Source organism: Streptomyces sp. NPDC017936 (assembly GCF_044328485.1).
GTDB lineage: Bacteria > Actinomycetota > Actinomycetes > Streptomycetales > Streptomycetaceae > Streptomyces.
The window spans coordinates 328,443-342,324 of sequence record NZ_JBIRHK010000003.1 but is presented as its reverse complement, the minus strand read 5'-3'; the positions used below and the strand labels follow the sequence as shown (position 1 = coordinate 342,324).

General features: G+C 71.2%; 10 protein-coding genes. All 10 read right to left on the bottom strand.

Annotated features, from left to right (window positions below):
• Positions 1-53: 53 nt before the first annotated feature.
• The 10 genes from ACH4F6_RS08150 to ACH4F6_RS08105 all read right to left on the bottom strand — a co-directional run bounded on the left by ACH4F6_RS08150 (position 54) and on the right by ACH4F6_RS08105 (position 13,869).
• Positions 54-1,694: a CHAD domain-containing protein gene (locus ACH4F6_RS08150; RefSeq protein ID WP_397959077.1), complete on the bottom strand. Its 1,641-nt coding sequence runs from the start codon at positions 1,692-1,694 to the stop codon at positions 54-56.
• Positions 1,695-1,758: 64 nt separating this feature from the next.
• Entirely contained in the window at positions 1,759-2,958 is a 1,200-nt protein-coding gene (gene rodA, locus ACH4F6_RS08145; RefSeq protein WP_397959076.1) for a rod shape-determining protein RodA, read from the bottom strand.
• The gene (gene mrdA / locus ACH4F6_RS08140; RefSeq protein WP_397959075.1) at positions 2,955-5,216 is read right to left on the bottom strand and encodes a penicillin-binding protein 2; all 2,262 of its coding nucleotides are present in this window, start codon (positions 5,214-5,216) and stop codon (positions 2,955-2,957) included. The genes rodA and mrdA overlap by 4 nt, the downstream gene beginning before the upstream one ends.
• 175 nt (positions 5,217-5,391) lie before the next feature.
• On the bottom strand, positions 5,392-6,060 hold the full coding sequence (gene mreD, locus ACH4F6_RS08135) for a rod shape-determining protein MreD (RefSeq protein WP_397959074.1): 669 nt from the start codon (positions 6,058-6,060) through the stop codon (positions 5,392-5,394).
• Between the two features lie 13 nt (positions 6,061-6,073).
• Entirely contained in the window at positions 6,074-7,018 is a 945-nt protein-coding gene (gene mreC, locus ACH4F6_RS08130; protein ID WP_397959073.1) for a rod shape-determining protein MreC, read from the bottom strand.
• 181 nt (positions 7,019-7,199) lie between these two features.
• Positions 7,200-8,219: a rod shape-determining protein gene (locus ACH4F6_RS08125; protein WP_110628156.1), complete on the bottom strand. Its 1,020-nt coding sequence runs from the start codon at positions 8,217-8,219 to the stop codon at positions 7,200-7,202.
• A gap of 527 nt (positions 8,220-8,746) precedes the next feature.
• Entirely contained in the window at positions 8,747-9,160 is a 414-nt protein-coding gene (gene ndk, locus ACH4F6_RS08120; RefSeq protein ID WP_397959072.1) for a nucleoside-diphosphate kinase, read from the bottom strand.
• Between the two features lie 64 nt (positions 9,161-9,224).
• Positions 9,225-9,581, bottom strand: a complete 357-nt coding sequence (locus tag ACH4F6_RS08115) for a DUF4233 domain-containing protein (protein ID WP_397959071.1) — start codon at positions 9,579-9,581, stop codon at positions 9,225-9,227.
• Between the two features lie 10 nt (positions 9,582-9,591).
• Positions 9,592-11,112 (bottom strand): bifunctional folylpolyglutamate synthase/dihydrofolate synthase, encoded by a 1,521-nt coding sequence (locus ACH4F6_RS08110; RefSeq protein WP_397959070.1) that lies wholly within the window; start codon positions 11,110-11,112, stop codon positions 9,592-9,594.
• A 132-nt stretch (positions 11,113-11,244) separates the two neighbouring features.
• Entirely contained in the window at positions 11,245-13,869 is a 2,625-nt protein-coding gene (locus tag ACH4F6_RS08105) for a valine--tRNA ligase (protein WP_397959069.1), read from the bottom strand.
• Between the last annotated feature and the right edge of the window lie 13 nt (positions 13,870-13,882).

Below are 13,882 nucleotides of genomic sequence, written 5' to 3'. Positions count from 1 at the left end.
GGCCGGAGGCTGGGGGAGGGTGACCATCAAGCGTAACCCGGTCGGAGGCGCTCTCAGACCTCGATCGCCCGGCTGACCGTCGCCCACGCCTCCGGCAGCGCCGCCTCCACCAGCTCGGCCCGTCTTTCCTCACGGCCGTACAGCAGCCCGTAGGTGAACGCGCTCTCCCCCGCCGCATGGGCCTGGCCGGCCAGGTCGCGCAGTGCCTCGCGGGCCATCACGCTGTCCTGGTGGTCGCCGAGCAGGCCTTGCAGGGACTTCGCCAGCCGGACCAGGCCGGCGGCCGGCCCGCCGAGCGCCGGGACCGCGGCCTCCGCCGCGTAGCGGGTGCGCTTGGTCTTCTTGCGGGCCTCGTGGAGCGCCACGTCCCGTCCGGTCCCGGGCGGCTGCCCGAGCGCTTCCTCGATCAGCGCGGCCACCCGTCCGACGTCCTTGCGGACGGCCTTGGCGATCACCTTCGACGGCTCGCCGGCGGCGGCCGGCAGCAGGGGCGGGTCGTCCACCAGCCGGTCCAGCGCGTCCAGCAGCGCCAGGTACCGCTTGCCGTCCAGTACGGCGATCAGGCGGCGGCGCGAACCGCCGCTGCGCGCCCGTGCCCAGGTGCGCAGGCGGTTGCGGACGGGGCCGGCGGCCGGCGGGCGCGGCAGCTCGTCCAGGGCGGCCGTCAGCCGTTCGGTGAGCACCTCCTGGTCGCGGTCCACGCCGAGCTCCCCGGCGAGCCACTTCAGTTCCTCGCCGATCGGGTCGGTGACGGAGCGGTCGAGGACCCGGGCGAAGGAGCGCAGGGCGCTGCGGGCACGGCGGGTGGCGACGCGCATGCGGTGCACGGAGTCGGGGAGGTCCCGGCGGACGGCCGGGTCCAGCTCGACCAGGGCGTCGCGCTGGGCGCGCAGGTAGGCGAGGACGTGGTCCCCGGCGGTCACCGGTCCGCCGGAAGGGCTCCCGGCATCACCGGTGGTAGGTGCGCCGGCGAGCGCCTGCGCCGCCTTCCCGTTCCCCGGCTCCCGGTCCTTCGCGCCCTTCGCCCGGCCGCCGGTCTCGCCGTTCTTCCCCCCGGCCCGCCTCCCCCTCCCCTCTCGCTTCTCCTTCTTCCGCCCGGGGTCGGTCTCCACCAGCGCCCGCGCCAGCTTCGACGGCGACGCGGACGGCCGTAGGCCCGCCTGGCGCAACCGTTTCTCCACGGTGTCGAGGAAGGCGGGGTCGCCGCCGTCGGCGAGTTCGACCTCGATCTCGGTCCACCGGGCGGAACCGCCCCGCCCGGTCAGCCGGTCCGCCCGTACGGCGTCCGCGCTCACCTCGGCGAGCAGCCGGCCCTCTCCGTCGACGAGGTGGCGGACGTCCCGGGCGGAGCGCAGCCGGACCACCGGCAGCAGTGCGGCGTCCCGGGCGCGGGAGCGGACGAGTCCGGCGAGGGCGCGCGGGACGGTGTCGGACAGCGGAGCGCGGATCTCGTCGCGGACGCCCGGGGACACGGGGAACTTCAGGTGCCAGCCCGCGTCCGAGCCGCCGGTGCGGCGGCGCAGGGTGAGCGAGGCGGCGGCGAGCCGGGCGTCGGCGGTGTCGTAGTAGGTGGCGTCCAGTTCGACGACGCCCTGGTCGAGGACGGCCGCGACCCCGGCCACGCCGGTCAGGTCGGGCAGCTCACCGCCGCTGGATTCGTACTTGCGCTCGATCTCGCGTTTCGTCTCCGCCATGAACCGAATCTAGTGGCAGGGGTGCCGGCACGGCAGAGGCAGCCACCGCCGGGCCGGCGGAAGCCTACGCCGACATCGGCCGTTGCACCCGGATCGACTGCAGCAGCCCGACCGCCACCCACACCGCGAACATCGACGAGCCGCCGTACGACACGAACGGCAGGGGAAGACCCGTGACCGGCATGATGCCCAGGGTCATGCCGATGTTCTCGAAGGACTGGAAGGCGAACCAGGCGACGATGCCGGCCGCGACGACGGTGCCGTACAGCTCGGTGGTCTCCCGGGCGATGCGGCAGGCGCGCCACAGGACGACGCCGAGCAGGGCGATGATCAGACCGCCGCCGACGAAGCCCAGCTCCTCGCCCGCCACCGTGAACACGAAGTCCGTCTGCTGTTCGGGGACGAACTGGCCGGTGGTCTGCGAGCCGTGGAACAGCCCGGCCCCGGTCAGCCCGCCCGAGCCGATGGCGATCCGGGCCTGGTTGGTGTTGTAGCCGACGCCCGCCGGGTCGAGGCTGGGGTTGGCGAAGGCCGCGAAGCGGGCGATCTGGTACTCGTCCAGGATGTGCAGCTGCCACACGGCGATCGCGCCGACCGCGCCCGCGCCGAGCAGTCCGAAGACCCAGCGGTTGGAGGAGCCGGAGGCGAGCAGCACCCCCAGCACGATGATCACCATGACCATCACCGACCCGAGGTCGGGCATGAGCATCACGATCAGCATGGGCACGGCGGCCAGACCGAGCGCCTGGAGCACCGTGCGGTGGTCGGGATAGGGCTTGTCGCCCGCGTCCACCCGCGCCGCCAGCAGCATCGCCATGCCCAGGATGATCGTGATCTTCACGAACTCCGAGGGCTGCAGCGAGAAGCCGCCGCCCAGCACGATCCAGGAGTGCGCGCCGTTCACGGTGGAGCCGAGCGGGGTGAGCACCAGCAGGATGAGCAGGACCGACAGCCCGTACAGCACCGGCACGGCGTTGCGCAGGGTGCGGTGGCCGAGCCAGACCGTGCCGATCATCAGGGCGAACCCGATGCCGGTGTTCATCAGGTGCCGGACCAGGAAGTAGTACGGATCGCCCTGGTTGATCTCGGTGCGGTTGCGGGTCGCCGAGTAGACCAGGAGCGAGCCGATCAGCGACAGCGTCAGGGCCGCCAGGAGTATCGGCCAGTCCAGGCGCCGGGCCATCGAGTCGCGGGCGAAGAGCCGCGTCCAGCCGGCCCGCTCGGGTCCGTACCCGGAGACGGAGAAGCTGTTCGCGCCGGTCATGTGCACTTCCTCCGGCTTCCTCGCCCGCGCCGTCGCCGCCGCCGGGTGTCACGGTTCTCCGCCTCGGGCGAGGCCACGGTCGCCGCGGGCTGCGTCCCGTCGGCCGTGGGCCCGCCCTCCTCGGTGGCCTTCTGGGAGGCCTGCTGCTCCTTGGCCGGGTCCTTGGAGATCTTCGGGGACGCGATGGTCCCGTCCGTCCTCACCTTCGGCAGGGCCTTCTGCGGGGTGGGCAGCAGCGCGTTCTTCTTGTTGATCGTGCCGTCGTCGGAGACGCCGTACAACGCGTCGTATATGTTCCGCACGGCCGGGCCGGAGGCCCCGGAACCCGTACCGCCCTGGGAGATCGTCATCACGATCGCGTAGTCCTTGGTGTACGTGGCGAACCAGGACGTCGTCTGCTTGCCGTAGACCTCCGCGGTGCCGGTCTTGGCGTGCATCGGGATCTCGTCCTGCGGCCAGCCGCCGAAGCGCCAGGCGGCGGTACCGCGGGTGGCCACGCCCTCGAGCGCCTCGTCCATCTGGGCCAGGGTCTGCTTGGTGACCGGCAGCTTGCCGTGCGACCGCGGCTCGATCTCCGTGACCTGCTTGCCGTCGGCGCTGACGATCGCCTTGCCGACCGTCGGGTCGTACAGCGTGCCGCCGTTGGAGATGGCCGCGTAGATGGTGGCCATCTGGATCGGGGTCACGAGGGTGTCGCCCTGGCCGATGGAGTAGTTGATCTCGTCACCGGCGCGCATCTTGTTGCCCTCGAGGCAGTTCTCGTACGCGATCTTCTCGACGTAACTGCCGTCCTTCTTCCCCGACTTGCACCAGGCGTCCTTGTTGGCCTCCCAGTACGCCTGCTTCCACTGGCGGTCGGGGACCCGGCCGGAGACCTCGTTGGGCAGGTCGATGCCGGTCTCCTCGCCGAGGCCGAACTGGTGGGCCGCCTTGAAGAAGTAGTCGTTCGGCTTCTTCTTCGGGTCGATGCCGCCGTCCTTCTGCCACTGGGCGTGCGCCAAGCGGTAGTAGACGGTGTCGCAGGAGACCTCCAGGGCGCGGCCCAGGCTGATCGGGCCGTGGTTCTGGGACTCGAAGTTCTTGAAGACCTGGCCGCCGACCGAGTACGAGCTGGAGCAGTCGTAGCGGCCGTCGAAGTCGTAGCCGGCCTGGACGGCGGCGGCCGTGGAGACCACCTTGAAGATCGAGCCGGGTGCCGCCTGACCCTGTATGGCCCTGTTGAGCAGCGGGTAGTTGGACGACTTCCCGGTCAGCTTCTTGTAGTCCTTGGCGGAGATGCCGCCCACCCAGGCGTTCGGGTCGTAGGTCGGGTTGGACGCCATGGCGACGACGCGGCCGGTCTTGGCCTCCATCACGACGACGGCGCCGGCGTCGGCCTTGTAGTTCACCCCGGTGTTGCGGTCGAGCTGCTTGCGGGCTTCCTTCATCGCCTCGTTCAGCTCGTACTCGGCGACGCGCTGCACGCGGGCGTCGATGCTGGTGACGAGGTTGGAACCGGGCTCGGCCGGGGTGGCCTCGGCCTGGCCGATGACCCGGCCGAGGTTGTCGACCTCGTAGCGGGTGACGCCGGCCTTGCCGCGCAGTTCCTTGTCGTACTCGCGCTCCAGGCCGCTGCGGCCCACCTGGTCGGAGCGCAGGAAGGGTGAGTCGGTGTCCTGGGCCTTGGTGAGCTCCTCGTCGGTGACCGGGGAGAGGTAGCCGAGGACCTGGGCGGTGTTGGCCTTGCCCGGGCTCGCGTAGCGGCGGACGGCCTCGGGCTCGGCGGTGATGCCGGGGAAGTCCTCGGCGCGCTCACGGATCTGCAGCGCCTGCTTGGGCGTGGCCTCGTCGGTGATGGGGATGGGCTGGTACGGCGAGCCGTTCCAGCAGGGCTGGGGGGTCTTCGCGTCGCACAGCCGGACCTTCTGCGCGACCTCCTCGGGAGCCATGCCGAGGACGCCCGCGAGCTTGGTGAGGACGGCCTTGCCGTCGTCCTTCTGCTTCAGCAGGTCGGTGCGGGAGGCGGAGACGACGAGCCGCGTCTCGTTGTCGGCGAGCGGCACACCGCGCGCGTCCAGGATCGAGCCGCGCACGGCGGGCTCGACGACCTGCTGGACGTGGTTGCCGGAGGCCTCCTTGGCGTACTCCGCGCCCTCGCGGATCTGGAGGTACCACAGGCGGCCGCCGAGCGTGCCGAGGAGGGAGAGGACGAGGATCTGGATCACGACGAGCCGGATCTGGACCCGTGGGGTCCGTCCGGTCTCGGGGATGTTGGTCACTGCGGCTGTCTCCCCCTCTCGGTGCGCGAACGGGTGCGCGCGGACGTGGGTGCGCACGAGGGACGCGTGTGCGCGTACGCATGATGAACGACCGGCCTGTGCGGCCCCGTTCCGCCGGATCCTCCCCGTTCGGGTGATCCGTCCACTGGCGCGCTCCGCGCGCGGGCGCCCGCGGTCACAGCCGCTTGACCCCCTTGATCCGGCCGGCGCGGGCCACCCGCGAACGGGCCGCCCTCAGCTTCAGGCCGCTGCGCTGGCCGCCGATCCGCAGGCCGGTGCCCGAGGCGAGCCAGCCGGAGGAGATGTCGGCGGCCTTGGCCGAGTTGGTCTCGGCGAGCGGGTCGTTCTCGGTGCGCCGGGCCAGGAACATCACGGCGGGGACGACGAAGGGGGCGAGCAGCAGGTCGTACAGGGCCGCCGAGAACAGCAGGCCGGTGAGGCCGACGTGGCGGGCGGCGGTGTCGCCGACGAGGGCGCCGACGCCCGCGTACAGCAGCGTGGAGCCGATCGCGGAGGCGACGACCACGGCCATCGGGCCGGTGGCCGACTTGATCTGCCCGGTCTCCGGCTTGACGAGCCCGGCGAGGTAGCCGATGACGCACAGCACGAGGGCGTAGCGGCCGGCCGCGTGGTCGGCGGGCGGGGCGAGGTCGGCGAGCAGTCCGGCGCCGAAGCCGATGAGGGCGCCGCCGACGTGGCCGTAGACCATCGCGAGGCCCAGGACGGTGAGCAGCAGCAGGTCGGGGACGGCGCCCGGCAGGTGGAGGCGGGCGAGGACGCTCACCTGGATCACCAGGGCGACGACGACCAGCGGGACGGAGAGCAGGATCCGGTTGACGCGCATGGGTAGTCAGCTCCTACTGCTCTTGCTCTCGGCCGTCGGCGGGTTCGTTCGCGTTCGGGGTGACCGTGACCGTCACCGTCGGCGTGGGGACCGGCTTCGGCTTCGCGGGGAGCACGGTGTCGCGCGGGTCCTTCTTCGGGGCCTCGACGACGACACCGACGATGTCGAGCTTGGTGAAGCTGACGTACGGCGTGACGTAGAGGGTGCGGGTCAGGTCGCCGCCGGAGGGGTCGACGCGGGAGACCACGCCGACGGGGACGCCGGGGACGAACGGCTTGTCGCCCTGGGAGCCGAAGGTGACGAGCCGGTCGCCCTTCTTCACGTCCGCCTTGCCGTTGAGGAGTTCGACGCGCAGCGGGCGGTCGCCCTGTCCGGAGGCGAAGCCGAGTTCGTCGCCGGCCTCCATGCGGGTGCCGACGGTGAAGTCGGGGTCGTTGGCGAGGAGCACGGTGGCGGTGTTCGGCCCGACCGTCGTCACCCGCCCGACGAGCCCCTCGCCGTTGAGGACGGTCATGTCCCGCTCGATGCCGTCGTTCGCGCCGACGTCGATGGTGACGGTCCAGGAGAAGCCCTGGGCCGCTCCGATCGCGATGACCTCGGCGCCCTTGATGCCGTACTGGCCGGCGCCGGCCAGCCGCAGCATCGTGTCGAGCTGGGCCAGGCGGCTGCGGTCGCGGTCGTCGCTGCCGAGCTTCGCCTTGAGGGCCGCGTTCTCCTTCTCCAGCTGCGCGATCCGGTCGTGCCGCTCGCCGGAATCGCGGACCGCGGAGACGGCGTTGCCGACCGGGTCGACCGCCGAGGACACCCCGTCCTCGATCGGGCCGAAGACCGCTGCCGCGGCCTGCCGGGCACCGTCGACCGGGGAGTCCTCTCCGCCACGGATGTCCACCGTGATCAACGCGAACGCGACGGCGACCAGCAGCACCAGGAGCAGCCGGCTCTCTCGTGTGTCCCTCACGTGCGGCGGCCGTGCCCTTCCTCATAGGAATGCGGGAATTCGGACAGCCCCTGGGGAACCCGAGGGGCGCGGTACGGGTGCTCGGAGGCTGTCGATGATCTCCAGAGGATCTTATGCCTCCATATCAACGATCCGCCGCACGAGAGGCGGTGGTCTCGTACGGCGGAATCGAAGCGTTACGTCATCTGCGGGGCGCGGCGTCCAGCACCTGCTGGAGCGCCTCGAACTCCTCGACGCACTTGCCGGATCCGAGCGCCACGCTGTCCAGCGGGTCCTCGGCGATGTGGATCGGCATGCCGGTCTCGCGCCGCAGCCGCTCGTCCAGCCCGCGCAGCAGGGCGCCGCCGCCGGTCAGGACGATCCCGCGGTCCATGATGTCGCCGGACAGCTCCGGCGGGCACTTGTCGAGGGTGGTCTTCACGGCGTCGACGATGGCGTTGACCGGCTCCTCGATCGCCTTGCGCACCTCCGCGGCGGAGATGACGACCGTCTTGGGGAGTCCGGAGACGAGGTCCCGGCCGCGGATCTCGGTGTGCTCGTCGGTGTCGAGGTCGTACGCCGAGCCGATGGTGATCTTGATCTGCTCGGCCGTCCGCTCCCCCAGGAGGAGGCTGTACTCCTTCTTGATGTGCTGGATGATCGCGTTGTCCAGCTCGTCGCCCGCGACGCGGATGGACTGGGCGGTGACGATGCCGCCGAGGGAGATGACCGCGACCTCCGTGGTGCCGCCGCCGATGTCCACCACCATGTTGCCCGTGGCCTCGTGGACCGGCAGGCCGGATCCGATGGCCGCGGCCATGGGCTCCTCGATGATGTGCACCTGCCGGGCACCGGCCTGCGTCGACGCCTCGATGACGGCACGGCGCTCGACGCCGGTGATGCCGGAGGGCACGCAGACGACGACCCGCGGCCTGGCCAGGTACCGCCGCTTGTGGATCTTCAGGATGAAGTAGCGGAGCATCCGCTCGGTGATCTCGAAGTCGGCGATGACGCCGTCCTTCAGCGGCCGCACGGCGACGATGTTGCCAGGGGTCCGTCCGATCATCTTCTTGGCTTCGGCGCCGACCGCGAGGATGCCACCGGTGTTGGTGTTGATCGCGACGACCGACGGCTCGTTGAGTACGATCCCGCGACCCCTGACGTACACCAGCGTGTTGGCGGTCCCGAGGTCGACAGCCATGTCACGGCCGATGAACGACATTGAGTTCCCCATCAGGATTCGACTGGCCTTCCCGTGAGCTTTTGAGGGCTTTTCAGGTCGGCGAGGTGGGTGCTGTGACGTGAAGGCTTACATGGTAAACGCGCCTGCACGGACACTGCGCGAGGGTCTTCGCCATTGTCAGCAGATGCCGCTGCGCCTCGCTTGTGGAGACGGTCCATCGGGGGCATGCGTTCCCCCGATCGGCACGCATATGTCAAAGGGTGGCCGAAAAGGTACGGCCGTCCCCGGCCGGACGGGAAGGCGGGGTGACGACCCGTCAGAAAAATCCGCGAAACATCCGCGACCGAGGCCGTTCCGTTGCCGGACGCGGCCCGGGACGGGGAGCGTGCGGGGGCGGGGCGGACCGCGCGGTCAGCCGGCCCGCACGCGCGGCGCGCCGTCCCGGCGGACCCGTCGCCCGCCGGCCCGAGGGACCCGCGGCCCGCCGGCCCGACCGCTCCGCGGCCCGCCGTCCCGAGGGACCGGCGCCGGCCGGCCCGGGATCCTTCCCCGCCCGCCCCGGGAGGTTACGCGCGGCCCGGGAAGAAGATCTTCACCTCGCGCTCCGCGGACTCCTCGGAGTCGGAGGCGTGGATCAGGTTCTCGCGGACGATGACGCCGTAGTCGCCGCGGATGGAGCCGGGGGCGGCGGCGATCGGGTCGGTCGGACCGGCCAGCTGGCGGACGCCCTCGATGACCCGCTCGCCCTCGACGATCAGGGCCACGACCGGGCCGGAGGACATGAACTCCACCAGCGGCTCGTAGAAGGGCTTGCCCTTGTGCTCGCCGTAGTGCTGCTCCAGCGTGTCCTGGTCGAGCGTGCGCAGCTCCAGCGCCGTGATCCGCCAGCCGGCCTTGCGCTCGATACGGCTGATGATCTCGCCGGTCAGGCCACGACGGACGGCGTCGGGCTTGAGGAGGACGAGGGTGCGCTGGCTCACGGGAGGACTCCTTCTGCTGCCGGTGTGCGGTGGGACGAGGTTACAGGGCGTGTCCGGACGCCTGTCACGCAGCGTCAGCGGCGGAGGATCCGGCCTGTGCGGCGAAGCGGGCCTTCGCCTCGTCGATCTTGCGGCCGAAGTGCACCGACGCCCACCACAGGGCCCCGAAGAGCACCCCCAGGACGAACATCATCGGAACGAAGAAGCCGGACGCGACCAGGGCGATCTGCAGGGCCCAGCCGAGGGCGACGCCCCCGGGCCGGGTGACCACGCCGCACAGCACCACGCTCAGGAACATGGCGATGCCGCACACCGTCCACACCGTGGACAGGGACAGGTCGGGGTCCTTCATGGCCACCAGACCGGCGAAGCCGATGATGAAGAACTCGCCGATCAGGGTCGAGGAACAGAGCGTACGCATGGTGGAGGACTCAGCCCTTTCCCAGAAGCAGTCGGGCCTCCCCGACCGTGATGACGGAGCCGGTGACCAGGACGCCGCCGCCGGCGAACTCGCCCTCCTCCTCGGCGAGCGTGATCGCCGCCTCCAGGGCGTCGGGCAGCCGCGGCTCGACCTGGACGCGCTCCTCGCCGAACACCTCGACGGCGATCGCGGCCAGCTCGTCGGCGTCCATGGCGCGGTGGCTGGAGTTCTGGGTGATCACGACCTCGGCGAAGATCGGCTCGAAGGCCTCCAGCAGCCCCCGCACGTTCTTGTCGCCGCTGGCGCCGACCACGCCGATCAGCCGGCTGAAGTCGAACGCCTCGCCGACCGCCTCGGCGGTGGCGCGGGCGCCGGCCGGGTTGTGGGCGGCGTCCAGGACGACGGTGGGCGAACGCCGTACGACCTCCAGGCGGCCCGGCGACGCCACGGACGCGAAGGCCTTGCGGACGGTGTCGACGTCCAGCGGCTCCGGCCGCTGGGAGCCGACGCCGAAGAACGCCTCGACGGCGGCGAGCGCGACGGCCGCGTTGTGGGCCTGGTAGGCACCGTGCAGCGGGAGGTACACCTCGCCGTACTCGCCGCCCAGCCCGCGCAGGGTCAGCAGCTGCCCGCCGACGGCGACCTGCCGGGCCACGACCCCGAACTCCAGCCCCTCCCGGGCCACGGTCGCGTCGACCTCGACGGCCTTCTTCAGCAGGACCTGGGCGGCGTCCACAGGCTGCTGGGCGAGGATGACGGTGGAGCCCTGCTTGACGATGCCGGCCTTCTCGGCGGCGATCTCGGCGGGCGTCTCGCCGAGCCGGTCGGTGTGGTCGAGGTCGATCGGCGTGACGACGGCGACGTCCGCGTCGATGACGTTGGTCGCGTCCCAGGAGCCGCCCATGCCGACCTCGACGACGGCCACGTCGACGGGCGCGTCGGCGAAGGCCGCGTACGCCATGCCGGTGAGCACCTCGAAGAAGGACAGCCGGTACTCCTGCTGGGAGTCGACCATCTCCACGTACGGCTTGATGTCCCGGTACGTCTCGACGAACCGCTCGGCGGAGACGGGCGCCCCGTCGAGGCTGATCCGCTCGGTGATCGACTGGACGTGGGGGGACGTGTACCGGCCGGTCCGCAGCTCGAAGGCGCCCAGCAGGGCCTCGATCATGCGGGCGGTGGAGGTCTTGCCGTTGGTCCCCGTGATGTGGACGGAAGGGTACGACCGCTGCGGCTCGCCCAGCACGTCCATCAGCGCGGAGATCCTGCTGACGGACGGCTCCAGCTTGGTCTCGCCCCACCGCGTGGCCAGCTCCGCCTCGACCTCGCGCAGGGCCTTGTCGACCTCGGGGTCCTCGGGCCGCGCGGGCACGTCGGCCTGCGGCGGGCCGCCCTGCGTGCGCAGGGTGCGGCTGCCCGCCTCGATGACGGCGAGGTCGGGGTCGCGGTCGGTCTCCGCCGCGATGAGCTCGTCGAAGGTGTCGAGGGGGTCGGGCGTGTCGTGGGGGTCGTTGCCGGGGTGGTCGCTCACGGGGCCAGTCTACGGAGCGGAGGTGACAGAGGTGGGCGAAGGCCCCCGGAGCCGCGCGTTCCGGGGGCCTTCGTGCTGTACCGGGGCTTTCGCCCGTCCGCGCACGCGGGTGCGCGGACGGGCGGCGCGTGCCTACGCCTGCGGCAGCTTCTCCAGCTGGGTCTGGATGCGGGCGATGTCCTCGTCCGCCTTGGCGAGCCGCGTGCGGATCTTCTCCACCACGTGGTCCGGCGCCTTCGCCAGGAAGGCCTCGTTGCCGAGCTTGGCCGTGGCCTGGGCCTTCTCCTTCTCGGCGGCGGCCAGGTCCTTGGCCAGCCGCTTGCGCTCCGCCGCCACGTCGATCGTGCCGGACAGGTCGAGCGCGACCGTGGCCCCGGCGACCGGCAGGGTCGCCGTGGCCGAGAAGTCCTCGCCCTCCGGCTGGAGGCGCAGCAGCTGGCGGATGGCGGCCTCGTGCGGGGCGAGGGCGGTGCCGTCCAGCTCCAGGCGGGCCGGGACGCGCTGGCCGGGCTGGAGGCCCTGGTCGGCGCGGAAGCGGCGGACCTCGGTGATCACCGACTGGAGGGTTTCGATCTCCCGTTCGGCGTCGGCGTCGCGGAAGCCCGAGTCGGCGGGCCACTCGGCGACGACGACCGACTCGCCGCCGGTCAGCGTGGTCCACAGGGTGTCGGTGACGAACGGGACCACCGGGTGCAGCAGCTTGAGGGTGACGTCGAGGACCTCGCCGAGGACCCGCTTGCTGACCTCGGCCGGCTCGCCGCCCGCCTGGAAGGTGGTCTTGGACAGCTCGACGTACCAGTCGAAGACCTCGTCCCAGGCGAAGTGGTAGAGGGCGTCGGAGAGCTTGGCGAACTGGAAGTCGTCGTAGTGCGCGTCGACTTCGGCGACCGTCTTGTTCAGGCGGGAGAGGATCCAGCGGTCCGTCGCCGTCATCTCGGACGGGGCGGGCAGCGGGCCCTCGACCGTCGCGCCGTTCATCAGCGCGAAGCGGGTGGCGTTCCAGATCTTGTTGGCGAAGTTGCGGGACGCCTGGACCCAGTCCTCGCCGATCGGGACGTCCGTGCCCGGGTTGGCTCCGCGGGCCAGGGTGAAGCGGACGGCGTCGGAGCCGTACTTGTCCATCCAGTCCAGCGGGTCGACGACGTTGCCGAAGGACTTCGACATCTTCTTGCCGCGCTCGTCGCGGACCAGGCCGGTCAGCGCGATGGTGCGGAAGGGGACCTCGCCGTCCATGGCGTAGAGGCCGAACATCATCATCCGGGCGACCCAGAAGAAGATGATGTCGTGGCCGGTCAGCAGGACGTCGGTCGGGTAGAACTTCCGCAGGTCCTCGGTCTGTTCGGGCCAGCCCAGCGTGGAGAACGGCCACAGGCCGGAGGAGAACCAGGTGTCGAGGACGTCGGTGTCCTGACGCCAGCCCTCGCCGGTGGGCGGCTCCTCGTCGGGGCCGACGCAGACGACCTCGCCCTCCGGGCCGTACCAGACCGGGATGCGGTGGCCCCACCACAGCTGGCGCGAGATGCACCAGTCGTGCATGTTGTCGACCCAGTCGAAGTACCGCTTCGACATGTCCTCGGGGTGGATCTTGACGCGGCCGTCGCGGACCGCGTCACCGGCGGCCTTGGCGAGCGGGCCGACCTTGACCCACCACTGCATGGACAGCCGCGGCTCGATGGTCGTCTTGCAGCGCGAGCAGTGGCCGACGCTGTGGGTGTACGGCCGCTTCTCGGCGACGATCCGGCCCTGCGAGCGCAGGGCCGCGACGATGGCGCTGCGCGCCTCGAAGCGGTCCAGGCCCTGGAAGGGGCCGTGGGCGGTGATGACGGCCCGCTCGTCCATGACCGTGATCGACTCCAGGCCGTGACGCTGGCCGATCGCGAAGTCGTTCGGGTCGTGGGCGGGGGTGACCTTGACGGCGCCCGTGCCGAACTCCGGGTCGACGTGGGCGTCCGCGACGACGGGGATGGAGCGGTCGGTCAGCGGCAGCTTGATGCGCTTGCCGACCAGGTGCTTGTAGCGCTCGTCGTCCGGGTGGACGGCGACGGCCGTGTCACCGAGCATCGTCTCCGCGCGGGTGGTCGCGACGACGAGCGTCTCGTCCCCCTCGCCGTACCGGATGGAGACGAGTTCGCCGTCGTCCTCCTGGTACTCCACCTCGATGTCCGAGATGGCCGTCAGACAGCGCGGGCACCAGTTGATGATGCGCTCGGCGCGGTAGATCAGCTCGTCGTCGTAGAGCTTCTTGAAGATGGTGAGGACGGCCTTGGACAGGCCCTCGTCCATGGTGAACCGCTCGCGGTCCCAGTCGACGCCGTCGCCGAGGCGGCGCATCTGGCCGAGGATCTTGCCGCCGTACTCCTCCTTCCACCGCCAGACGCGCTCGACGAACTCCTCGCGGCCCAGGTCGTGGCGGGACTTGCCCTCCTCGGCGAGCTGCTGCTCGACCTTGTTCTGGGTGGCGATGCCGGCGTGGTCCATGCCGGGCAGCCAGAGCGACTCGTGGCCCTGCATGCGCTTGCGGCGCGTGAGGGCGTCCATGAGCGTGTGCTGGAAGGCGTGGCCCAGGTGGAGCGAACCGGTGACGTTCGGCGGCGGGATGACGATGGTGTACGCGGGCTTGTCGCTCTTCGCGTCGGCGGCGAAGTAACCCCGTTCCACCCAGCGCTCGTACAGCGTCCCCTCTACCTCGGCCGGCGCGTACTGGGTCGGCAGTTCGGTGTGGGGCGCTGATGGCTGCTGCTGAGCGTTCTCGGTCACGGGCTCAGTTTAG